The organism is Acidipropionibacterium jensenii (assembly GCF_005890135.1).
In the GTDB taxonomy this organism is placed as follows: Bacteria; Actinomycetota; Actinomycetes; order Propionibacteriales; family Propionibacteriaceae; genus Acidipropionibacterium; species Acidipropionibacterium jensenii.
Genome location: NZ_CP040635.1, coordinates 750953 through 773877, shown reverse-complemented (window position 1 = coordinate 773877; position 22925 = coordinate 750953). Strand labels below are relative to the sequence as shown.

General features: G+C 68.3%; 14 protein-coding genes and 1 pseudogene. 9 read left to right on the top strand and 6 right to left on the bottom strand.

From position 1 onward, the window contains the following. Window positions 1–57: 57 nt before the first annotated feature. Window positions 58–1422: an ISL3 family transposase gene (locus FEZ32_RS03445; protein ID WP_138679925.1), complete on the bottom strand. Its 1365-nt coding sequence runs from the start codon at window positions 1420–1422 to the stop codon at window positions 58–60. 241 nt (window positions 1423–1663) lie between these two features. Between FEZ32_RS03445 and FEZ32_RS03440 the strand changes: the two genes are divergently transcribed. The 4 genes from FEZ32_RS03440 (at window position 1664) to FEZ32_RS03425 (ending at window position 6419) form a co-directional block, all read left to right on the top strand. Then, the gene (locus tag FEZ32_RS03440; RefSeq protein ID WP_217496612.1) at window positions 1664–3514 is read left to right on the top strand and encodes a BCCT family transporter; all 1851 of its coding nucleotides are present in this window, start codon (window positions 1664–1666) and stop codon (window positions 3512–3514) included. Between the two features lie 116 nt (window positions 3515–3630). After that, the gene (locus FEZ32_RS03435) at window positions 3631–4494 is read left to right on the top strand and encodes a hypothetical protein (protein ID WP_138679923.1); all 864 of its coding nucleotides are present in this window, start codon (window positions 3631–3633) and stop codon (window positions 4492–4494) included. A gap of 79 nt (window positions 4495–4573) precedes the next feature. Continuing rightward, window positions 4574–5839, top strand: a complete 1266-nt coding sequence (gene nhaA / locus FEZ32_RS03430; RefSeq protein WP_027587659.1) for a Na+/H+ antiporter NhaA — start codon at window positions 4574–4576, stop codon at window positions 5837–5839. After that, window positions 5832–6419: a glycosyltransferase gene (locus FEZ32_RS03425; RefSeq protein WP_138679922.1), complete on the top strand. Its 588-nt coding sequence runs from the start codon at window positions 5832–5834 to the stop codon at window positions 6417–6419. The genes nhaA (FEZ32_RS03430) and FEZ32_RS03425 overlap by 8 nt, the downstream gene beginning before the upstream one ends. On the opposite strand, the gene FEZ32_RS03420 is transcribed toward FEZ32_RS03425, so the two are convergent. Beyond that, complete coding sequence (locus tag FEZ32_RS03420; protein WP_126412824.1) at window positions 6402–7709, bottom strand: ISL3 family transposase; 1308 nt, start codon at window positions 7707–7709, stop codon at window positions 6402–6404. The genes FEZ32_RS03425 and FEZ32_RS03420 overlap by 18 nt on opposite strands. Window positions 7710–8302: 593 nt before the next feature. On the opposite strand from FEZ32_RS03420, the gene FEZ32_RS03415 reads away from it, so the two are divergent. Beyond that, window positions 8303–9034 (top strand): NPCBM/NEW2 domain-containing protein, encoded by a 732-nt coding sequence (locus FEZ32_RS03415; protein ID WP_138679921.1) that lies wholly within the window; start codon window positions 8303–8305, stop codon window positions 9032–9034. Between the two features lie 42 nt (window positions 9035–9076). Here the strand turns inward: FEZ32_RS03415 and nhaA (FEZ32_RS03410) are convergent, their stop codons facing one another. Then, entirely contained in the window at window positions 9077–10909 is a 1833-nt protein-coding gene (gene nhaA, locus FEZ32_RS03410; protein WP_097799508.1) for a Na+/H+ antiporter NhaA, read from the bottom strand. A gap of 147 nt (window positions 10910–11056) precedes the next feature. Then, window positions 11057–12409: a replicative DNA helicase gene (gene dnaB, locus FEZ32_RS03405; RefSeq protein WP_138679920.1), complete on the bottom strand. Its 1353-nt coding sequence runs from the start codon at window positions 12407–12409 to the stop codon at window positions 11057–11059. A 502-nt stretch (window positions 12410–12911) separates the two neighbouring features. Here dnaB and FEZ32_RS14250 point away from each other — a divergent pair. The 4 genes and pseudogenes from FEZ32_RS14250 to FEZ32_RS03385 all read left to right on the top strand — a co-directional run bounded on the left by FEZ32_RS14250 (window position 12912) and on the right by FEZ32_RS03385 (window position 17972). After that, window positions 12912–13241: a metal-sensitive transcriptional regulator gene (locus FEZ32_RS14250; protein WP_051238647.1), complete on the top strand. Its 330-nt coding sequence runs from the start codon at window positions 12912–12914 to the stop codon at window positions 13239–13241. Between the two features lie 57 nt (window positions 13242–13298). Beyond that, window positions 13299–13688, top strand: a pseudogene (locus FEZ32_RS13825) (heavy-metal-associated domain-containing protein); the annotation flags it as partial. A gap of 388 nt (window positions 13689–14076) precedes the next feature. Further along, a complete protein-coding gene (locus tag FEZ32_RS03390; RefSeq protein ID WP_138679918.1) occupies window positions 14077–16362 on the top strand; it encodes a heavy metal translocating P-type ATPase in 2286 nt (761 codons plus the stop codon). A gap of 413 nt (window positions 16363–16775) precedes the next feature. Then, a complete protein-coding gene (locus FEZ32_RS03385) occupies window positions 16776–17972 on the top strand; it encodes a septal ring lytic transglycosylase RlpA family protein (RefSeq protein WP_028703571.1) in 1197 nt (398 codons plus the stop codon). Between the two features lie 244 nt (window positions 17973–18216). Here FEZ32_RS03385 and FEZ32_RS03380 read toward each other — a convergent pair whose 3' ends face one another. Then, complete coding sequence (locus tag FEZ32_RS03380; RefSeq protein ID WP_097799504.1) at window positions 18217–19227, bottom strand: dihydroorotate dehydrogenase-like protein; 1011 nt, start codon at window positions 19225–19227, stop codon at window positions 18217–18219. An 88-nt stretch (window positions 19228–19315) separates the two neighbouring features. Beyond that, window positions 19316–22915, bottom strand: a complete 3600-nt coding sequence (gene nifJ / locus FEZ32_RS03375) for a pyruvate:ferredoxin (flavodoxin) oxidoreductase (protein WP_028703573.1) — start codon at window positions 22913–22915, stop codon at window positions 19316–19318. Window positions 22916–22925 lie beyond the last annotated feature (10 nt).

The window sequence follows — 22925 nt, the reverse complement described above, 5'->3', positions numbered from 1 at the left end:
CCGATCGACCACAGGCTGGCGAACGCGAGATCGCTCGCCTTGCCGATTCCTGGCTCTTCAGGATCCAGGGTGTAGTCGGGGTCTGAACCCGCCGGTCTCGAGCAGGGATCTGGCGATGTAGTTGGTCAGGTTGCGGAACCCCAGCGCCGAGCCGCGCAGGTGCTCGAGCCTGCCGTTGATCGCCTCGGTGGGCCCGTTGGAGGTGCTGGGCCGGTCGAAGTAGGCCAGGACGTCGGCGGCGCGCTTCTTCAGCGTCCTGCCGAGCTTGGTGATCTCGACCAGGGCCTTGGGGACGCCGGTGCTGATCGAGTCGATGAGCCGGGCCATCAGCTCGCGGCCGTGGCGCCGGTTCTCGTGGCGGTAGGCGGCGATCATGCGCTGGTAGACGCTCCAGGTGACCTCGACCTCGACGTGGGCGTCGTCGGCGAACAGGGTGTCCAGTCGGTCCTTCTGCTTGTCGTTGAGCAGGTCCGCGCCGGTGTGCAGCGTGCGCCGCGACTTGTAGAGCGGATCGCCGGCACGGCCGCGGTGGCCGTGCAGATCCTGTTGGATTCGACGGCGGCACCGGTCGAGGGCGTCGCCGGCGAGGCGCGTGACGTGGAAGGGATCTAGCACGGTCACCACGTCGGGCAGTTCCTCGACGGCGGCGGTCTTGAACCCGGTGAAGCCGTCCATCGCGACCACCTCCACGCCGTCGCGCCACTCCTGCGGGCGGTCGGCCAGCCAGGTCTTGAACGCCTGCTTGGAGCGTCCTTCGACCATGTCCAGCAGCCGGGCCGGGCCGGTGCCATCTCGCACTGGGGTGAGGTCGATGATCACGGTGACGTACCTGTCGCCGCGACGGGTGTGGCGCCACACGTGCTCATCCACGCCGATCGTGGTCACCTTTTCGAACCGGTGCGGGTTGTTGATCAGCACCCGCTTGCCCTCGGCCAGAACGGCGTCGTTGGCGGTGTCCCAGGCCACCCCGAGCCCCTCGGCGACCCGAGCCACGCTCAGGTGCTGGACCACGATCCCTTCCAGCGCCCACCGCAGAGCGCGCCGAGACAACTCGGCCCGGGGCCCGGCCGCCGCCGTGGTGTCCTGGCGCCACACATACCCGCAGCCGCTGCAGCGGTAACGGCGCACGACGACCTCCAGCGTCGTGGGCCGCCAGCCCTGCGGGGCGTGGGCGAGCTCGCGCGTGACCGAGTCGCGCGGGCTGCCTTCACAGCCGCAGCCGCGGCACCAGCGGTCGTCGTCGACGACCCGGCACGCGAGAACGGCACGGTCGGGCTCGACCACCTGGCAGGCCAATACGGCACGATCCGGCTCGAGTCGCTGCCCGGTGACAACGAGGCCGAGTTCGTCGAGGCGGCAGAAGGCAGTCAGGTCGGGGCTGGCGAACGCATCAGCGCGCCCGCCGACGGTAGCATCGTGCACGTCGAGGTCTTTCGGGCTGAGTGTGTAGGAGCTCTCATCCTCGGGAGACCTCGACCCCTATCCGGCCACCGACGCGCCGGCCCGCCGCGCGACGTGCGCTACACCCTCATCTGGGAAGAGCCGGAAACGTGACACGGAGACGCCAAGCGCCGGCTCGGGAAAGAGATCACCGAAGACGATCCTCAAGGAGGTGACGCATCCGGCGCTGATCCCCGGGATCGGGGTCGAGGACACGCCGCGCGTGTTCAGTACCAACTGGGCTGTCTTCGGGATCGCCGGTGTCCTCGTCCTCGGAGTCGTCGTCTGGGGCTTCCTCGCCCCCGACAGCATCAGCGCCGCGGGAGCGGCGTCTCTGGGCTGGGTGACCGACAACTTCGGCTGGCTGTTCTCACTGCTCGCGATCGCGACCATCGGGTTCATGTTCGTCGTCGGCTACGGCCGGACCGGCGGCATTCGCCTCGGCGCCGACGACGAGTCGCCGGAGTTCTCCACGGTGTCGTGGATCGCGATGCTGTTCTCCGCCGGCATGGGCATCGGCCTGCTGTTCTGGGGCCCCGCCGAGCCACTGGCCTACTTCACCGACGTGCCGCCGGGCTTCACGGCGGAACCGGGCAGCAGAGATGCGATGCTCGACGCGCTCGCGCAGTCGATCCTGCACTGGGGCCCGATGGCGTGGGCGTTCTACGCGCTCGTCGGCGGCGCGATCGCCTACGCCGCCTACCGCAGGGGACGGGCGCCGCTGATCTCGGCGATCTTCCGCCCCATCTTCGGAGAGCGCACCGAGGGATGGATCGGCGCGGTCATCGACGTGTTCGCGATCATCGTCACCCTGTTCGGCACCGGCGTCACCCTCGGGATGGGCACCCTGCAGATCGCCAGCGGCGTCGAGGTCGTCACCGGCATCGGCCCCCTCGGCAACGCGGGGCTCATCGTCATCATCACGATCCTCACCGCCGCGTTCGTGGTCTCCGCCGTCTCCGGTATCAAGCGCGGCATCCGTGCCCTGTCGAACACCAACATGGTCATCGCCGCGGTCATCGGGGTGTTCATCTTCATCGCCGGCCCGACCCTGTTCCTGCTGAACATGATCCCCGCCAGCGTCTCCGCGTTCTTCGGCGAGCTATGGACCATGCTCCTGCGCAACCCCGCCCAGGGCAACGACGCCGCCGCGTTCATGGCCAGCTGGACCAACTACTACTGGGCCTGGTGGATCTCCTGGACACCGTTCGTGGGCATGTTCATCGCGAAGATCTCCCGCGGCCGCACCCTGCGCGAGTTCGTGACCGTCGTCATCGTCGTCCCCTCGATCGTGTGCATCGTGTGGTTCGGGATCATGGGCGGCACGACCATGCTCTTCGAGTCCCAGGGGAGCGGGATCGCGGATGCCGGATCCCCGGAGGCGATCCTGTTCGCCGTGTTCGGCGCGCTGCCGTTCGGGGTGGTCCTGTCCGTGCTGGCGATGATCTCCATCATCCTGTTCTTCGTCACCTCCGCGGACTCGGCCGCGATCGTGATGGGGTCGATGAGTCAGCGCGGCAAGCCCGAGCCGTCGACGTGGGTGACGATCACCTGGGGCGTTCTCCTCGGCGCCGCAGCCCTCGCGCTGCTCCTCGCGGGAGGGCAGACCGCGCTGTCCGGGTTGCAGTCGATCATGGTCGTCTCGGCGCTGCCGTTCGCGATCATCGTGATCGGGATCATGATCTCCTGGGCCAAGGAACTGCGCACCGACCCCTACATACTCCGCTACCGGTACGCGCGTGCCGCGATCGCGCAGGGCGTCCGGCGCGGCATCGCCGAGCACGGTGACGACTTCGTCTTCGAAGCCGCCGAGGTCGCCGCCGACGAAGGCGCCGGAGCGGGCATCGACGATCCCGCCCTCACCGAATGGTACGAGACCGCGACCGGACAGATCCCGATCGTCACCGCCCAGGACGTCACCCGCACGCTCGAACCGGGACGCATCCAACCCAAGGGCCCGGGGGACCCCACCCACACCGCCTCCGGAGACGCCTCGCTGACGGTCGGCGAAGAGCGGCGAGCCTCTCGACGAGAAACCCGAGAGAAGATCAGCGACACCGAGAAGGGCGACTGAGCATCGGTCGCCTGCGCGCGCACGGTCCCGAGCAGGTCAGCGTGCGGCGATCTCGGCTGCCGTGTCGAGGAGATCGTAGAGATCCGAACCGTCCAGCCCACGCCGCGGTCGACGAGATGCGAACGATCGGGGAGTGTCTTCTGCGCCACATCGATGAGGACGATCTGCTCGGCAGGGTCCGGAATATGCCGCAGCCCGAAGACGCCAAGGACACTCACCGACGCGGGGCCGTCGCCCCGTTGCTCTCCCGCTGCCCGCGAGCCGACCACGTTATCCGGTTCCGGAAGCTGCGCGAAGGTCGTCTCATAGAGCTCCACGACGGGAGCCTGATTCAACGCCGTGTCGCCGTGCACATGCCCGATGACATAGACATCCCCGGTACGGATGGCGAGGAGGTCGCCGGGCCGGGTGAAGGTGATCGTCTCGCGCGTCGGAGGGCGGCGCGTCAGGGCAACGGGGGCGGAACGAAGCAGCGCAGCGACGTCCGCCGACTGACGCTCGAAGACGTCACTGAGCCAGACCCGGGCGTTCAGCTCGGCGATTCCGGAGACTGCGCGCTCTGTCAGCTCCGGGTCGATCAGCCCCACCTGGTGCAGGCAGGTGGCGAGTGCCAGGGCGACCTGATGGCCGAGCATCCGGTCCGAATCGGAGTGGTCGGCATCGAGCAGTCCCGACCATCGGCGGATCAGGCGCGGGACGACGTCCTCATAGCGTGCTCCCCGATGCCCGGCGTGCTTGGCGTAGATGAAGCTCGTGCCCGCGAGACGGGCGACCTCGTCCTCCACGGTCGCGGGGATCTGGCCGATCGCGAGCTTGTCCAGGATCTGCTTATGTCGCACGCCGACAACGATACGACGGGACGAGGAGGGACTAGCCAACGGCGACGGCCCGGCGCGCCTGCCGGCGCGCGGCTGTCGAGTTGTCACGTAAGGTGGATTCCGGCGTGCCTGCCGGCGCGCGGCTGTCGAGTTGTCACGTAAGGTGGATTCCGGCGCGTCGGGAAGTCTGGTCGACATCGACGCCGGCGACACCCGCCGGCGGTGTGACCAGAGGAGACCCATGACGCCAGTGACCCGTGTTCGTGACGCCCGCCGCCGTGTGCGGCGATGGGTGACGCTCGAGACCACCAGCGGATTCCTGCTGCTGGCCGCGGCCGCACTCGCTCTCCTCTGGGCCAACTCGCCGTGGCATGACACTTACACTGCCTTGTCGGAGATCACCCTCGGTCCCGCCGTTCTTCATCTCGACCTCTCGTTGTCGAGTTGGGCGGCCGACGGTTTGTTGGCGGTGTTCTTCTTCGTCGTCGGCGTCGAACTCAAGCACGAACTCGTCGCCGGAAGCCTCCGCCGTCCGCGGGAGGCGGCCGTTCCCGTCCTGGCCGCGGTGGGTGGGATGATCCTGCCGGCCGTGTTCTTCGTGAGCGTGATCCTCGTCTCCGGGGATCGGGAGGCCCTGCACGGGTGGGCGATCCCGACCGCGACCGACATCGCGTTCGCTCTCGCCGTGCTGGCGATCTTCGGCCGCGGGCTGCCGCGGGCGCTGCGAACTTTCCTGCTCACGCTGGCCGTGGTCGACGATCTGCTGGCGATCGTGGTGATCGCGGTGTTCTACACGACCGGGATCGACATCATCGCCCTGGCGTGCGCTCTCGGCCTCGTGGTCCTCTTCGGGGTCATGGTGCGCATGCGGCGCCCGCAGTGGTGGCTTCTCGTCCCGCTCGCTCTGGCCGCATGGGGGTTCATGCACGCATCCGGCGTGCACGCGACCATCGCCGGAGTCCTGCTCGGCTTCACCGTTCCTGCCCGGATCATCCACGGCGAGCCGGAGCCGCGAACCCACCGGCTCGATGACGCGATCCGCCCGTTCTCCTCCGGCATCGCCCTGCCCGTGTTCGCGTTCTTCTCCGCCGGTGTGTCTCTGATCGACGGCGAGGGGCCCGCGGCAATCCTCGGCCAGCCGGTCGTGCTCGCCATCGTCGCCGGGCTCGTGCTCGGAAAGCTCCTCGGCGTGCTGGGCATGACCGCGCTGGTCGCCAAGCTCACCCCGTTGCGACTGCCCGACGCGATCGGCATCCGTGATCTCCTCCCCGTGGGGCTTCTGACGGGAATCGGATTCACCGTGTCCCTGTTGATCGCCGAGCTGTCGTTCCCCGACACCGAACACACCGACGGTGCGAAGATCGCGATCCTGATCGGCACCCTCATCGCCGCGATCTCCGCCGCGATGATGCTGCGATGGGACGCCCGCAAAGCACGCAACGCGGACATGAACGAGGACGGGCAGCCGGACCGGGATATCGCCCGCATCGGAGACGACGATGCCTAACGCGTCCTCGGCTCCTCGCCACGGCCGGGTCCTGCTGGCCACGGCCGGGAGCCGAGGGGACGTCGAGCCGTTCTTCGGCCTCGCCGCGGTGCTGCAGGAGGCAGGGCACGAGGTCCGCGTCGCAGCGCCCGACGATCCGATCCCCGGTGAGGGCATCGACGTCGCCAGCCTCGGCGTGAGCTTCCGGCGACTGACCAGCATGACGCAGGAATCGCGCAACGGTCTCCGCGCCTTTCGTGAACAGATCCGGCCCGCGATGAGCATCATGCTCGCACGGGTCGTGGACACCGCCATGTCCTGGCAGCCGGACATCATCGTCTTCCATCCCAAGCTGCTCACCGTCCCGGTCGTCGCCGAGCGCCTCGGCATCCCCGCTCTCGACGTCGGGTTCACGCCCGTACTCAGCCCCACGCGCGAGTTTCCCGCTCCCGGTGTGGCGAGTCGCTCTCTCGGTGCGGTCGGCAACCGGCTGAGCTATCGCGCCGTCACACTGGGGGAGCGGTTGTTCGCCGCGGACATCCGCGCGGCGAGACGCAGACTCGGCCTTCCCTCTTCGGGCTCTTCAGGATCCAGGGTGTAGTCGGGGTCTGAACCCTCCGGTCTCCAGGAGGCTTCGGAGTCGGTAGTGGACCTCGTTGCGGAAGCCCAGGGCGATGCCGCGGAGGTGTTCGAGTCTGCCGTTGATGGCCTCGGTGGGCCCGTTGGAGGAGCCGGGGTGGTCGAAGTAGGCCAGGATGTCGGTAGCACGTGTGGCCAGGGTGTGGCCCAGTGTGATGACCTCGGGTAGGGCCTTGGGAACCCTGGTGGCGATCGCGTTGATGAGGCGTTCCATGACCTGCCGGCCCTCGCTTGTGTTCTGGGCGCGGTAGGCGGTCACGACCTGCTGGTAGACCGCCCAGGTGACCTGGACCGGCGCGTGAGCGTCATCGGTGAACACAGTCTCCAGACGGGTGGCCTGGCGGTCGGTCAGCAGGTCACGGCCCGTGTGCAGAGTCAGGCGGACCCCGAACAGCGGGTCTCCTTTCCGGCCCCTGTGACCGCAGGTGTCCTGCTGGACGCGGGTACGAGTCCGATCCAGGGCGTCGCCGGCCAACTGGACCACGTGGAAGGGGTCCATCACCTCTGTCGCGTCGGGCACCTCTTCGGCCGCGGCGGTCTTGAAGCCGGTGAACCCGTCCATCGCCACACTATGGATCTGGTCGCGCCAGGCCTGGTCACGGCCGGCCAGCCACGCCTTGAACACTTTCTTGGAGCGTCCGGGAATCATGTCGAGCAGCCGGGCCGGCCCGCTGCCGTCTCGTGCCGGGGTGAGGTCGATGATCACGGTGACATACCGGTCACCGCGTTTGGTGTGGCGCCACACGTGCTCGTCGACCCCGATGATCTCCACACCGTCGAAACGGTGCCGATCATCGATCAACAGACGCCGGCCTTCGGCCAGGACCGCATCATTGGCGGTGGTCCAGTCCACTCCCAAAGATGCTGCGATCCGCGAGACCGGCAGATGATCCAGCACCAGAGCTTCCAGCCCCCAGGCCAGCCCGCCGCGGGACAGTGTAGCCCTCGGCTCGGCCGCAGCACTGGTGTCCTGGCGCCACACATGACCACACCCGGTGCACCGGTAACGCCGGACGCGGACCTGCAGGATCGTGGGCCGATGGCCCCACGGGGTGTGGGCCAGGCGCCGGATCACCGTGTCACGCGGAGCGCCCTGGCATCCGCACCGCCGGCACCAGTCGTCAGCCTCGACCACCCGGCAGGCCACCACGGCCCGCTCGGCGGTGATGTGCTGGCCGACCACCTCCAGGCCCAGCTCATCGAGACAGCAGAACGTGGTCAGGTCAGGGGCGGTGAAGGTAACGTGAGACATGAGGGCCTTGTGGTGCAGGAACGGGACTTGAACACTCCGATCCTTCCGCAGGGCCCTCCCCCACGCACCCCGTCCTCACAGCGAAGTGACAACCGATCCACACACAGTCAAGACACAACTACACCCTGGATCCTGAAGAGCCCCTTATCCTTGGAGAGCATCGAGCATCCACTGACGCTGCCGGTCAGCAGGACACCTGCGGTGAGAGCCGCAATGGATGCGGCGAGGCGTGGACGAGTCATATCGGCGATCCTTCGTTGGAGTGGCGCGAAATGCTGGTGGTGTTCGGGAGTTCGAACGTCCTGACCACAAACTAGCCATCGCGGGCGTCGTCGTCGACGCTGTTGATGTGACCCATTCATGGGACATCGGAGGATATGTACCGCAGGTGGGGGACATCGCGTACCGGCCGTTGTGGGAATGGATTGTCACCGGCCCTCCTGTGGAGGCGCTCACCGCTGGCATGTCCCATGATCGGGGGACATGCGCGGGCTATTCAGACGAGAATCCCCCGGTCCCGGACGCACATTCTGCCGTAGCGTGATGACGGATCAGGTGTGTCGGGTGATCAGTGCGGAGATGAAGGAGACGCCATGATGGTGGATGCCACGGATGATCGTCGGCCGGCTCGCTCGCGTCGTGCGGGTCGTGCTGCGGTGATGGGGGTGACCGGCCTCGCGGTGCTGGCCCTCGCCTCGGGCTGCATGGGGAGTCGGAGCACGGCCAGTCCTCCGGCCCAGACCACTGTCACCGCCACCGCCACGGTGAGTGCCGTCGCCTCATCCCCGTCCTCGGAGTCTCCGACGCCCACCGATACCGGCTCCACCGACGCTGCCGGCGTCACGGCCTCCCCCGACGCGAGCACCGATGCCAGTTCCTCGGCGCAGCCCGGTGGGTCAGGCGCCGTCTACCTCCACGACCTCACCCCGGTGAGCGGGACCCTTGACTCGGGGGCCTATGAGGTGAACGGCAAGCTGCTCGCCAACTCGGTCCGCACCACGATCGGTCGCTACAGCGACCCCAGTGAGGTGGACTACCTGCTGGCCCGGCGGTGCACGAGGATGACCGCCACCCTTGGACTGGATGATGAGCAGACCGACACCACGCCGGCCGTCGCCAGCATCCTGGTGGACGGCAAGGCGGTCCTCACCAAGAAGATCGCCTACGGGGCCTCCGTCCCGGTGGACCTGAACATCACCAATGCGCTGCGGGTCACGATCCGCACCCAGTGGCTGGAGTCCGAGCAGAGCAGTGAATCGGTCTACATGATCTGGGGAGATGCTGCCGTCCAGTGCACCGGAGATCTTCCGACCCCGACCAGCTGAGACCCGCCGGGGCCCAGCTGAGACCCACCGGGAACCACGACCTCACAGCTGGGCGTGGGCTATCGCGGTGAGAGCCATCGAGTGCAGCGGCCCGTCGACCCGGGAGCCGTTGAGGTAGATGAGCGTGGTGTCGTGGGTCTCGGCGTTCTCCAGGTCGAGGTTGTCGTTCTCGACCCGCTCCCAGTCGTCCTGGTGACTGATCCGGGTCTCGAATCTCTTGGTGTCCAGCCCGATCCGGGCGGCGATGGAGTTCACGGCGTCGGTGTCCAGGCTGTTGCGCGAGGCGACCAGGGCGTCGTGCATCTCCCAGAACCGTCCCTGCTCGGCGGCGGCCTCCAGCGCCAGGGCGCCGGTGATCTCGGATCCCTCGACGGCGTGGTGGCGGTAGACGATCCGGATCGAGTCACCCAGGGCGGTGCGCGTCTGCCTCAGCGCGACGGCGGTCCGACGCCGGTAGTCGTAGTTCATCGGGGAGTAGACGACCAGGGTGACCGGCGCGTCCACCGGGCCCCGGATGTGGTCGTCCTCGGCGTCGACCGGACGCTCCAGCCGTTCGCCGGCGGGCCGGGGGAGCGGCTTGAAGTGCCGGCTCAGCCGGAAGATCAGCCAGGACAGCAGCAGCGCCAGCATCGAGGCGACGATGACGCCGACCCTCGCCTGGTCGGCGGCCACCGGATCCTCGACGGCCATTCCGACCACCAGCAGGGAGATGGTGAAGCCCATCCCGGACAGCGCGCCGACCCCGGCCAGCCGCGGCCCGTCCAGGCCCGGCAGGCGTGAGCCGGGGGACAGCTTGAGCACCAGCAGGGAGGCGCCGGCGATGCCCGCCGCCTTGCCGACCACCAGGCCGGCGATGATCCCCCAGGTGAGGGAGGAGGTGAAGGCCTTGGTGAGGCTGTCGCCCGACAGCGAGACGCCGGCATTGGCCAGGGCGAACAGCGGCACGACCAGGTAGTTGACGTAGGGGGCGATCGCCGCGGAGAGCCGCTGGTTCATCGGCACCGAGAAGATCACTGCCTCGCGGGCCCGCTGGGCCATGTCGGGCTGAGGAGCCTGGCGGAACTGGTCGAAGATCTGGGAGGCGAACTGGAGGTCCTTGCGCCGCGGCGGGTAGACCGGCATCAGCAGGGCGATGAGCACCCCGGCCAGGGTGGCGTGCACCCCGGAGGCGAAGAAGCACCCCCAGGTCCAGATCGCCAGCAGGACGTAGGGGCCGACCCGCCAGACATTGAGCCGTTCCAGGCCCCAGACGCCGAGCAGGCCGATTCCGGCCAGCATCAGGGCGACCAGATTGAGGTGGCTGGTGTAGAAGACCGCGATGACTGTCAGGGCGGCGATGTCGTCGATGACCGCCAGGGCCAGCAGGAAGGATCGCAGCCGCGGTGCGTTGCGGGGGGCGACGATGGCGAGCATGCCGACCGCGAAGGCGGTGTCGGTGGAGATCACGGTGCCCCAGGCGCTGGTGTGCCCGGAGTTCCCGGCGACCAGCAGGAACAGCGCCGCCGGGACGACCAGTCCGCCCAGGGCGGCGGCCAGCGGCAGCATCGCGCGGCGCTTGGAGCGCAGTTCGCCGAGGGTGAGGTCGCGCCGGACGTCCAGACCGATCATGAAGAAGAAGAGCGCCATCACCCCCTCGTCGACCCACTCGTAGATGCTGAGCTCGAAGTCGGTGCCGCCGAGGATGAACCCGAAGTGGGTGTGCCAGAAGGCGTGGTAGCTGCCCCCGATGTTGGCCCACACCAGGGCGACGACGGTCGCCGCGGCCAGTGCGATGGCCGCGTAGGTGTCGTTGTTGAGCCAGTGGTGGAGTTTCATCGAGCGGCGCAGCGGCTGCATCGGGTGGGACGCCACCGGGTCGTCGGGGTGATGGTCCATGGGCCTTCTTTCCTGCCTGGTCTTGTCGGTCACGGGGTCGGGGTCGGTCGGGGTCGGTCATCCAGCCGGTCTGTCGGTCACGGGATCGGTCGACCGGGGCCGCCCCGAGGGTCGGGTGCGCTGGTCCCGTCGGGATCGCGCCGGTGCCTACTTGTTCTGCATCTCGACGAACCGGGACAGGTGTCCCTGGAATGCCGTGTGGATGGTGGCCGTCGGGCCGTTGCGGTGCTTGGCGACGATGAAGTCCGCCTCGCCGGCCCGGCTCTCCTTGTCGTAGACGTCCTCGCGGTGGAGCAGGATGACGATGTCGGCGTCCTGCTCCAGGGATCCGGATTCACGCAGATCGCTCATCATCGGCCGCTTGTCGGTGCGCTGCTCGGGCCCTCGGTTGAGCTGGGACAACGCGATCACCGGGATCGAGAGTTCCTTGGCCAGCAGTTTGATCTGGCGGGAGAACTCGGAGACCTCGAGCTGTCGGGACTCCACCTTCTTGCCCGAGGTCATCAGCTGCATGTAGTCGATGACGACGAGTTTCAGGTCGTGCTGCTCCTTGAGGCGGCGCGCCTTGGCCCGGATCTCCATCATCGTGAGGTTCGGGGAGTCGTCGATGAACAGCGGCGCCGAGGAGATCGTGGTGGTCTTGGCGACCAGCTTCTGCCAGTCCTCCTCGTTGAGCTTGCCGCCGCGGATCCGCGACAGCTCGACCCCGGCCTCGGCGGCCAGCAGTTTCATCACGATCTCGGAGTGGCCCATCTCCAGGGAGAAGATCGCCGAGGTGAGGCCGTGCTTGATGGACGCCGCCCGGGCGAAGTCCAGGGCCAGGGTGGACTTGCCCATCGCGGGTCGGGCCGCCACGATGATCATCTGGCCCGGCTGGAAGCCGTTGGTGAGATCGTCCAGGTCGGTGAACCCGGTGGGGATTCCCGACATCGAGTCGCCGCGGGCCTCGATGGCCTCCATCTCGTCGAAGGTGGACTCGAAGAGTTCGGACAGCGGGTGGTAGTCCTCGCTCGTCTTGCCCTCGGTGACCTGGTAGAGGGTCTGCTGGGCGGCGTCGACGATGTCGGCCACCTCGCCCTGAGCCTGGTACCCCATCTGTGAGATCTTCAGTGACGCCTCCACGAGACGCCGCAGCACGGCCTTGTCGCGCACGATGGCGGCGTAGTAGGAGGCATTGGCGGCCACCGAGACGCTGGCCAGCAGATCGGCGAGGTAGATGTGACCACCCGCCTGCTCCAGATCGCCGTGCCGCGAGAGCTCGTCGGCGACCGTCACCGGATCGGCCGGTTCGCCGCGTCCGTAGAGCTCGAGGATCGCATTGAAGACCAGCTCATTGGCCGGACGGTAGAAGTCGCGGGGCTTGAGAGCCTCGACGGCGTCGGCGATGGCCTCCTTGCTCATCAGCATCGCGCCGAGGACGCTCTGCTCGGCCTCCAGGTCCTGCGGCGGCGTCCGGTCGATGTTGATGGTTCCCGGGCCCTGGTCCGCAGGCTGTGACATCTGAACTCCTCACCGCATGCCCTGGCTGTGGGCAGAGTACAAACTCTGAGTCTTTCATGCCGGCCAAGGCCGGGGGAAGCGACCCGGGGTTCCAGGCCGTGATCGGCCCGCGTGCAGGGCGGGGAGACGGGCGGTCCAGGGAGTTGTCCACAGGGTCTGTGGACAACCGGTGGACAGCTCTCCCAAGCCTGGGGATATCCCGGGCCGAGCTGGGCACAAGTTCCGCCGAGGTGTTGACGACACGCCGGAGACCAGGCTCTGACAAGGGGCGATGGTGGGTGTGCTGAATCTTGGAGGGCGATTTTTCGGCGCCCGGCGAGTCGGGACCTGGGCCGACGGGCTGTGGATCGATCGGTGGTACAGTCCCCGCGTTCTGCCGTGGGGATGAGTTGTCCACAACTGCTGAATGGGCTAGTGGAAGCGGACTCGGCGATCTGTGGGGCGGTCGGGGGCCATTGAATCGGATACCCCCTGTGGGTATAGTCCGGTGTGGAGGTGGGAGATGGACGAGCACGAGACCTGCTGCGATCCCTCGGATCTGCAGCACCCGCAGCACGGCTACCTGGAACACAAGGAGGCGCATCTGCGCCGACTCCGCCGCATCGAGGGCCAGGTGAGGGGTCTGGAACGGATGGTCGACGAGGAGAAGTACTGCATCGACATCCTCACCCAGATCGCAGCCGTCAACTCGGCGCTCAAGTCGGTCTCCCTGGAACTCCTCTCCGAGCACATGGACCACTGCGTCGTCAGGGCCGCACGTGCCGGAGGCCAGGAGTCCGAGGCCAAGATCGCCGAGGCCAACCAGGCCATCGCACGACTCGTCCGGTCCTGACCGACCGGACCCAGCGTCACCCACCAACTGTCCAGACATCGTCCCAGGAGGACATCAATGCAGAAGACATACACCATCAACGGCATGACCTGCGAGCACTGCGTCAACGCCATCACCGAGGAGGTCTCGGCCATCGACGGCGTCTCGAAGGTGCAGGTCTCGCTGGCCTCCAACTCGATGGACGTCACCTCCGAGGCCCCGATCGACCTCGACACGATCAAGGCCGCCGTGGACGAGGCCGGCGACTACACCGTCGCCGCGGCCACCAGCCTGGACACCGCCGGTCACCCGGGCGGCGAGTGCGGCTGCGGCGGTCACCACCACGCAGACTCTGCCGAGAGCGGTTGCGGCTGCGGTGGGCATGAGGGCCATCAGCACTCCGCCGATGCCGCCGAGAAGCACGCCTCACACGGTGAGGGCGAGTCCTGCGGCTGCGGTCACCATCAGAAGGCCGAGAGCGGTTGCGGGTGTGGTGGGCATGAGGGTCATCAGCACTCCGCCGATGCCGCCGAGAAGCACGCCTCACACGGTGAGGGCGAGTCCTGCGGCTGCGGTCACCATCAGAAGGCCGAGACCCACTCTCACGTCTTCGCCGCCGACGGGACCCAGGACGCCGAGCCGGCCGGCAGCGGGCACAAGGGCTTCCTCGGGCGCCTGCTGCACCACTGAGTCCGGTCCCGATGACGCCCTGCCGTCGTCCCCGAGGGGCCGGGGTCGGGGCGTCCCGCCGGTGTCACCGGCGTCAGTCCAGCTGACCACACGAAACATCTGAACACAGGAACCTTCCGGGCGACGTCGACCCCGTCGTCCGGAAGGGGTTCCGAGAGGAATCGTCATGACCGCCACGAGCACTGACGGGCGGACCGCCGACAGGCCTTCCTCCCGCCGGTCCATCGACCTCGACATCCAGGGCATGAGCTGCGCCTCCTGCGCCGCCCGGATCACCAAGAAGCTCAACCGGATCGACGGCGTCAACGCCACCGTCAACTACGCCACCGCCCGGGCCCACGCCCTGGTGCCGGCCGGCACCTCCGCCCAGGATCTCATCGACGTCGTCCAGCGGACCGGCTACGACGCCTCCGTCCCGACCCCCGAGTCGGCCGTCCCCGACCGGGCCGCCGAGCTCAGGGTCCGACTCATCGTCTCCGCGGTGCTGTCGATCCCGGTGATGGTCGTCTCGATGGCCCCGCCCCTGCAGTTCCCGGGCTGGCAGTGGGTCGCCCTGGCCATGACCCTGCCGGTGGTGTTCTGGTGCGGGCTGCCCTTCCACCGCGCCACCTGGGCCAACCTCAAGCACGGCGCCACCAGCATGGACACCCTCATCTCGATGGGATCGCTGGCCGCCCTGGGATGGTCGGTGTGGGCGCTGCTGTTCGGCCATGCCGGGATGATCGGGATGAGGCACGCCGTGCACCTCACCCTCGCCCGGGGCGACGCCGGCTCCACCATCTATCTGGAGGCTGCCTGCGCACTGGTCACCTTCATCCTGGCCGGCCGGTTCATCGAGGCCCGCAGCCGCCGGGAGGCTGGGTCCGCCCTCACCGCCCTGATGGCGATGGGGGCGAAGTCGGTGCGGATCCTTGGGGCGGACGGCACCGAGACCGAGACGCCGATCTCCGCGCTCGGCGTGGGACAGCGGTTCGTGGTGCGTCCCGGTGAGAAGGTCGCCGCCGACGGTGTCGTCGCCGAGGGGTCCTCGGCGGTGGACGCCTCCCTGGTGACCGGGGAGTCGGTGCCGATGGAGGTCGGCCCGGGAGACCGGGTGATCGGCGCCACCGTCAACGCGTCGGGGCGCCTGGTGGTCGAGGCCACCGCCGTCGGATCCGACACCCAGATCGCCCAGATCGCCCGGCTCGTCGAGCAGGCCCAGGTGGGCCGCTCGGCCACCCAGGATCTGGCGGACAAGGTCTCGTCGGTCTTCGTGCCCACCGTCATCTCGCTGGCCGTGGTCGTCCTGGCGATCTGGCTGCTGATCGGTGAGGGGGCGACCGCGGCCTTCACCGCCGCCGTCGCCGTCCTCATCATCGCCTGCCCCTGCGCCCTGGGACTGGCCACGCCGACCGCCCTGCTCGCCGGCACCGGTCGCGGCGCCCGGATGGGCATCGTCATCCGGGGGCCCGAGGCGCTGGAACGCGCCCACGGCATCGACACCGTCGTGATGGACAAGACCGGCACCCTCACCACCGGCACGATGGGCGTCGCCCAGCTGCTGGACGCCGGGGGAGCGGTGCTGGAGGCGTCCTCGGCGCAGGGGCGCCCGGCCGCCGAACGGCTGCTGGCGGTCGGCGCCGCACTGGAGTCCGGTTCGGAGCACCCGATCGCCAGAGCGGTCCTGGCGGAGGCCTCCCGCATCGGCGTCCGGGTCGCGCCGGTCGACGACTTCACGGCCCTGGCGGGGGCCGGGGTGAGGGCGGTGGTGGACGGCCGCGACGGCCTGGCCGGTCGGCCGCAGCTGCTGCGCGATGCCGGCGTCACGATCCCCGCGGGTCTGGATGACGCGGTCGACAGGTCGGCCGCCCAGGGCAGGACCGTCGTGGTGGTGGCCCTCGGCGGTGAGCTGCTCGGCGCCATCCTGGTCGCCGACACCCTCCGCCAGACCTCATCGGCGGCGATCGGCCGGCTGCACTCCGACGGGATACGCACCGTGCTGCTGACCGGCGACAACGCCGGGGCGGCGCAGTACGTCGCCGACCAGGTCGGCATCGACGAGGTGCACGCCGATGTGAGGCCCGCCGGGAAGCTGTCGGTGATCGAGCAGCTGCGCGGGCAGGGCAGGAAGGTCGCGATGGTCGGCGACGGTGTCAACGACGCCGCGGCCCTGGCCGGGGCCGACCTCGGCGTCTCGATGGGCACCGGGACCGATGTCGCGATCGCCGCCAGTGACATCACCCTCACCCGAGGGGACCTGGGGCTGGCGGTCGATGCCCTCCACCTGTCGAGGGCGACCCTGCGGACGATCCACCAGAACCTGTTCTGGGCCTTCGCCTACAACGTCGTCGCGATCCCGGTGGCGGCCCTGGGCTACCTCAACCCGATGGTGGCGGCGGCGGCGATGGCCTTCTCCTCGGTCTTCGTGGTGACCAACAGCGTCCGCCTCACCCGGTTCCGCATCCGTCACTGAGGCGGACGCTCGCACTCTGTCCGCCACCGTCCTGACGCCCGCTGACGTCTGCTGACTTCTACCGACGATGCTCGCGAAGTTCGACGATGCTCGCGCTATAGCGCGAGCATCGTCGAACTTCGCGAGCATCGTCGCAGGTGTGGGCGCAGGTGTGGGCGCAGGTGTGGGCGCAGGTGTGGCCCCACGGCCGGGCGCGGTGTGGTCCCATGGCCGGGCGCGGTGTGGGGTCAGGTGTCCGGCTAGGGAGGGCTCCGGCGGGCCCGTGACTACGCAATACTGAGGTTTCTCAGGAAAAGTTTGGCTTTCTTCGGCTCTTCATATAGTCTGAAGCGGTCGTTGGTCGACACCGGCCGGCGGACAAGTTCCCAGATACCGCGGACGGGTCACCGTCCTCCCGAAATCGAAGAAGTTGCATGTCAAAAGTTGTTGCCGCAGCCATCGCCGGAGCCCTCACGCTCACGACCGCAGGTGGACTGACAGTTGCCAAGGTCATGGATCGTGCCGATGTGACGATCTCCGTGGACGGTGTCTCCCAGCAGGTGAAGGTTCGTCCCGGCTCGGTTGACCAGGCGCTCAAGGCGCAGGGCATCTCCGTCGGCTCCCACGACACCGTTCAGCCGGCTCTGGCGACCAAGGTCGCCGACGGCACCTACATCGCCGTCAACTACGGCCGCAAGGTCAACCTCGACGTGGACGGCACCGGCAGCTCCCGCTGGACCACCGCTCGCACCGTTTCGGCCGTGCTTCAGCAGCTGAACCTCGACAACCCCAAGAACATCGTCTCGGTGAGCCGGTCGGCCCAGATCCCCCGCAAGGGTCTGAACCTCGCGGTCTCGGTCGCCCGGGACGTCTCCGTCACCGCTGCCGGCAAGACCACCAAGGTCACCACCCCGGGTACCGTCGCCGACGCCCTCGACGCCGCCGGGGTCAAGTACGACTCCAATGACATCTCCAAGCCCGGCCTGGGCACCGCCCTCACCGAGGGGATGTCCATCGCGTGGACGAAGGTCGACGTCAAGAACTCCACCAAGAATGTCTCGGTCGCCTACTCCAAGACCTCGGTGGACACCTCGAAGCTCACCAAGGGCGACACGAAGATCACCACCCAGGGCGTCGACGGCGTCAACCAGGAGACCTGGGTGATGACCTACCACGACGGCAAGCTGGTCTCCCAGAAGAGGACCGCGGTCAAGAAGGTCAAGGCTCCGGTCACCCAGGTGACCGAGGTCGGCACCAAGGCCCCGGCCCCCAAGCCGAGCTCCTCCTCGTCCAGCTCCAGCTCCAGCTCGAGCTCAAGCTCGTCGGGCGGTAGCCCGGTGACCGGCGGGACGACCTGCACCGCCTCGACCTACGGCGCCAACGATGGCACCGCCGGTGGCCCCACCGCCTCCGGTGAGACCTTCGATCCCTCCCAGTTGACTGCCGCCAGCAAGACGCTGCCGCTCGGGTCGTCGATCCGGGTCACCAACGTCGCCAACGGTCAGACGGTGACGGTGCGGATCAACGACCGCGGGCCGTACGTCGGTGGCCGGTGCCTCGACCTGTCCACCGCTGCGATGAATGCGATCGCTCCCGGAGAGGGCCTGGTCACGGTGCGTTACAGCTCCTGATCCGGATCCCGGGCCCTTGGCCCGGAACCCCTGACACAGCAACACAGCAGCGGGGCCCCACGGAATCCGTGGGGCCCCGCTGCTGCGCGCTGAGGGGAGACCACAGCCCGGGGGAACTGTCTGCGGCCGCGGGGGCCTGCCGCAGACGCAGTTCGGGCCACCCGTGAGGACGGGTGGCCCGAGAGGTCGTCGCTGCGAAGCACGCCTCCGGCAGGTGGCAGCGGCCTGCCGGAGGGCTGCCAGATCAGGCGCCGTAGGTGGCCTTGGCCTTCTCCAGTGCGGAGACGTAGCCGTTGCGCTCGTACTCGGAGCTGGAGGCGTCGGCCGGCACCGCGAGCAGGCCGCGGGCCTGATCCAGGGTGAGACCCTTGCGCTCCAGCCAGGCGGAGACGCCGTCGATGAGGTCGGCGGCGTAGCCGGCCCCGTGACGCACCAGGGAGGAGGTGGTCATCACGACATCGGCTCCGGCCAGCAGGTACTTCAGGACGTCGTCGGCGGTCTCCACGCCGGAGGTCGCGGCCAGTGAGGCCTTGACGCGCCCCGACAGGCTGGCGATCCAGGTGAGCGGGATCCGGGAGTCGGTGGGGTTGCTCAGCCAGACGCCGGGCACCACCTCCAGCTTCTCGGTGTCGATGTCGGGCTGCAGGAAGCGGTTGAAGAGCACCAGGCCGTCGGCGCCAGCGGCGTCCAGCCGGGCGATCATGTTGCCCGGGGCGGAGAAGAACGGGGAGAGCTTGACGGCCACCGGGATGTCGACGGCGTCGCGCACCGCCGAGAGGATCTCGACGTGACGGTCCTCGACCTCGTCGGCGGTGGTGTCCACCGCTCCGGGGACCATGTAGATGTTGCACTCGATGGCGGCCGCGCCGGCCTCCTGCATGCGGTGCGCGGTCTCCACCCAGCCGCCGTTGGTGGCGCCGTTGAGGGAGGCGATGACCGGGATGTCGACGGCCTTCGCGGAGGCCTCCAGATGGGCGAGGTACTCGGCGGTGATCCCGCCCTCGTTGCTCTGGACGGTCGGGAAGAAGGACAGCGACTCGGCGAAGGAGTCCATGTACTCCAGCTCGATCTCGGCCTGGCGGGCCTCCTCGTGACGCACCTGCTCCTCGAACAGGGAGTACATCACGATGGCACCCACGCCGGAGTCGGCCAGCGCGCGCACCCCGTCGAGGTTCTGCTGGATGGGTCCGGCCGAGGCGACCAGCGGTGACCGCAGACCGAGGCCGAGGTACTTCGTTGACAGATCGACGCTCATTGACTTGCCTCTCGTAGTGCTGTGTGGTGACGGGGCCCGGCGGTGGGGCGGCTCGGGTGAACCGCCCCACCGCCGGGATCAGGTGAGTTCAGGACCGGTTGGAACCGGCGGCGAACTCCGAGGTGCGGGCGTCGAAGGAGAACCGGTCGGCGCTGCGGGTGGCCATGTCCTCGTACTCGGTCCAGCGGCGCTCCACGGTCCTCTGGTCGAGATCCAGGAACCTCTCGGCGGCCTCCGGATTCGTCTTGTTGAGCATCTTGTAGCGCAGCTCGAGCTTGGTGTACTCGCGCCAGCTGATGTCGGGACGGGGGGAGTCGAGAAGGAAGGGGTTGAGCCCCTCCTCGGTGAGCACCGGGTTGTACCTCATCAGCGGCCAGTGGCCGCAGTGCACGGCCTTGTACTGCTGGTCCAGGCCGTTCTTGAGGTCGTAGCCGTGGGCGATGCAGTGGCTGTAGGCGATGATGATCGACGGGCCGGGGTAGGCCTCGGCCTCGCGGAAGGCCCGCAGGGTCTGCTGCGGATCGGCGCCCAGGGCCACCCGGGCCACGTACACCGAGCCGTAGGCGATGGCCTGCATCGCCAGGTCCTTCTTGGAGGTCGGCTTGCCGGAGGTGGCGAACTTCGCCACCGCGCCCATCGGCGTCGACTTCGAGGCCTGGCCGCCGGTGTTGGAGTACACCTCGGTGTCCAGGACCAGGACGTTGACGTCGCGGCCGGAGGCCAGCACGTGGTCGACGCCGCTGGAGCCGATGTCGTAGGCCCAGCCGTCACCGCCGATGATCCACACCGAACGGCGCAGCAGGTGGTCGGCGACGCTGATCAGGTCGCGGACCTGCGGGGTCTGCTCCATGTCGGCGAGGATCGCCTGCAGGGTGTGCACCCGCTCCTGCTGGGACTGCAGATCGTGCTCGGTGAGCTGCGGGGCGTTGAGCAGGCCGTCCACCAGCTCGGCGTCGAGCCCCTCGGCGAGCTGACCCAGGCGCACCTTGGCCAGGTTCGTCTGGACATCGGCCGCCAGCCGCATGCCGAGACCGAACTCGGCATTGTCCTCGAACAGCGAGTTGGACCAGGCCGGGCCGCGTCCGTCGGCATTCTTGCCCCACGGGGTGGTCGGCAGGTTGCCGCCGTAGATCGAGGAGCAGCCGGTCGCGTTGGCGATCTCGGCGCGGTCGCCGAAGAGCTGGCTCACGAGCTTGACGTAGGGGGTCTCGCCGCAACCCGAGCAGGCTCCGGAGAACTCGAAGAGAGGCTGCAGGAACTGGGTGCCGCGCACCGAGGCGAAGTCGACCCGGGAGCGGTCGTTGACCGGCAGCGTCTCGAAGAACTCGAGATCGCGGCGCTGCTTGGTCTTGTCGAGGTGCTCGGCGAGGTTGATCGCCCGGCGGTCGGGATGGGCGGCGGGCCGCACCGGGCAGGCCTCCACGCACAGTCCGCAACCGGTGCACTGGTCGGGCACCACCTGCAGGGTGTAGTTCGACTCCGGCAGACCGGCCGCGTTGAGGGTGGCGGTCGGGAATCCGGCCGGCGCCCCCTCCAGGGAGGACTGCGGGTAGTACTTCGAACGGATCACGCCGTGCGGGCAGACGAAGGCGCAGTTGCCGCACTGGATGCACTCCTGCGGGTCCCACTCGGCGATCAGGTCGGAGAGGGTGCGCTGCTCGAACTTCGTGGTGCCGGCCGGGTAGGTGCCGTCGTCGGGAACCGCCGAGACGGGCAGCAGGTTGCCCTGGCCCTCGATCATCCGGGCGGTGACGTCGCGGACGAACTCGGGTGCGTCGGCGGTGACCGGCGGGATCAGCCCGTGCTTGGAGGTGACCTGGCCGGGGACCGTCACCTGGTGGAGATGCTCCAGCGAGGCGTCGACCGCCGCGTGGTTCATCTCGACGATCTTCTGGGACTTCTTGCCGTAGGTCTTCTGGATCGAGTCCTTGATCCGCTTGATCGCCTCATCGCGCGGCAGCACCCCGGAGATCGCGAAGAAGCAGGTCTGCAGGATGGTGTTGGTGCGGTTGCGCAGCCCCACCTTGCGGGCCACCGGCAGGGCGTCGATGGTCCACAGGTTGATCTTCTTGTCGATGATCTGACGCTGCATCGAGTCGGGCAGGTGGTCCCACAGCTCCGAGGCGTCGTAGGGGGCGTTGATGAGGACGGTGGTGCCCTCGTGGGCCATCGTCAGGACGTCGATCGACTCCAGGATGTTGAAGTTGTGGACGCCGATGAACTCGGCCTGGTTGACCAGGTAGGCCGACTCGATCGGGTTGGGGCCGAACCTCAGGTGGGAGGTGGTCCGCGACCCGGACTTGCGGGAGTCGTACTCGAAGTACCCCTGGGCGAAGGTGTCGGGGTCGGACCCGAGGATCTTGATGGTGTTCTTGTTGGCGCCGACGGTGCCGTCCGAACCCATCCCGAAGAACACCGCGCGCAGCGTCTTGGGATCCTCGATGTCCAGGTCCTGCCAGGGCAGCGAGAGGTGGGTGACGTCGTCGTCGATGCCGATGGTGAACCGCGGCCGGGGCTGGTCGAGCTCCAGCTCGTCGACGATGCCGGAGACCATTCCGGGGGTGAACTCCTTGGAGGAGATCCCGTAGCGCCCGCCCGAGACGATCGGCATGGTCTTGCGGTTGCCGCGCGAGACGGCCTCCGACAGGGCGCTGACGACGTCCAGGAAGAGCGGCTCGCCCTCCGAGCCGGGCTCCTTGGTGCGGTCCAGGACGGCGACGGTGCGGGCGGTCTCGGGGATCGCCCTGACCAGCTCGGCGGCCGGGAAGGGACGGAACAGCCGGACCATCACGACACCGAGCTTGTGGCCCTCCTTGTTGAGGTGCTCGATGGTGTGCTGGACGGTCTTGGCTCCCGAACCCATGCAGACGATGACCTGCTCGGCCTGCGGGTCGCCGAAGTAGTCGACGAGGTGGTAGCTGCGGCCGGTGAGCTCGGCGAACTGGTCGAACAGGCCCTGGACGATGCCGGGAACCTTCTCGTAGTACTGGTTGGCCGCCTCGCGGGCCTGGAAGTGGATGTCCGGGTTCTGGGCGGTGCCGCGGATGAACGGGTGGGCCGGCGACAGCGCCCGCTCGCGGTGGGCGTGCACCAGGTCATCGGTGATGAACTGGCGGATGTCGTCGTCGCTGAGGGTCTCCAGCACGTTGAGCTCGTGGGAGGTGCGGAACCCCTCGAAGAAGTGCATGAAGGGGACCCGCGACTGCATCGTCGCGGCGTGCGAGATGAGCGCCAGGTCGTGGCACTCCTGGACGGTGGCCGAGCACAGCATGGCGAAGCCGGTCTGGCGGCAGGCCATCACGTCCTGGTGGTCGCCGAAGATCGACAGGCCCTGGGCGGCCAGCGAACGGGCCGCGACGTGGAAGACCGTGCTGGTGAGCTCACCGGCGATCTTGTACATGTTCGGGATCATCAGCAGCAGGCCCTGGGAGGCCGTGAAGGTGGTGGTGAGGGCGCCTCCCTGGAGGGCTCCGTGGAGGGCTCCGGCGGCACCTCCCTCGGACTGCATCTCCATCACCGTGGGGATGTCTCCCCAGATGTTGACCCGCTTGGCGGAGGACCACTCGTCGGCGGTCTCGGCCATCGGCGAGGAGGGGGTGATGGGATAGATCGAGCAGAGCTCGCTGCAGCGGTAGGCGACCGAGGCAGCTGCCGTGTTGCCGTCGGCGATCGTACGAGTGCGTTCCATGGCTATCTCT

Bases quoted from the DNA above. Each gene is read 5' to 3' on its own strand.
- FEZ32_RS03420 (WP_126412824.1), bottom strand. From the start codon at position 7,709: ATGTCTCACGTTACCTTCACCGCCCCTGACCTGACCACGTTCTGCTGT.
- FEZ32_RS03390 (WP_138679918.1), top strand. From the start codon at position 14,077: ATGACCGCCACGAGCACTGACGGGCGGACCGCCGACAGGCCTTCCTCC.
- FEZ32_RS03425 (WP_138679922.1), top strand. From the start codon at position 5,832: ATGCCTAACGCGTCCTCGGCTCCTCGCCACGGCCGGGTCCTGCTGGCC.
- FEZ32_RS03415 (WP_138679921.1), top strand. From the start codon at position 8,303: ATGATGGTGGATGCCACGGATGATCGTCGGCCGGCTCGCTCGCGTCGT.
- nhaA (WP_027587659.1), top strand. From the start codon at position 4,574: ATGACGCCAGTGACCCGTGTTCGTGACGCCCGCCGCCGTGTGCGGCGA.
- FEZ32_RS03435 (WP_138679923.1), top strand. From the start codon at position 3,631: ATGCGAACGATCGGGGAGTGTCTTCTGCGCCACATCGATGAGGACGAT.
- FEZ32_RS14250 (WP_051238647.1), top strand. From the start codon at position 12,912: ATGGACGAGCACGAGACCTGCTGCGATCCCTCGGATCTGCAGCACCCG.
- FEZ32_RS03385 (WP_028703571.1), top strand. From the start codon at position 16,776: ATGTCAAAAGTTGTTGCCGCAGCCATCGCCGGAGCCCTCACGCTCACG.
- nhaA (WP_097799508.1), bottom strand. From the start codon at position 10,909: ATGGACCATCACCCCGACGACCCGGTGGCGTCCCACCCGATGCAGCCG.
- dnaB (WP_138679920.1), bottom strand. From the start codon at position 12,409: ATGTCACAGCCTGCGGACCAGGGCCCGGGAACCATCAACATCGACCGG.
- FEZ32_RS03380 (WP_097799504.1), bottom strand. From the start codon at position 19,227: ATGAGCGTCGATCTGTCAACGAAGTACCTCGGCCTCGGTCTGCGGTCA.
- nifJ (WP_028703573.1), bottom strand. From the start codon at position 22,915: ATGGAACGCACTCGTACGATCGCCGACGGCAACACGGCAGCTGCCTCG.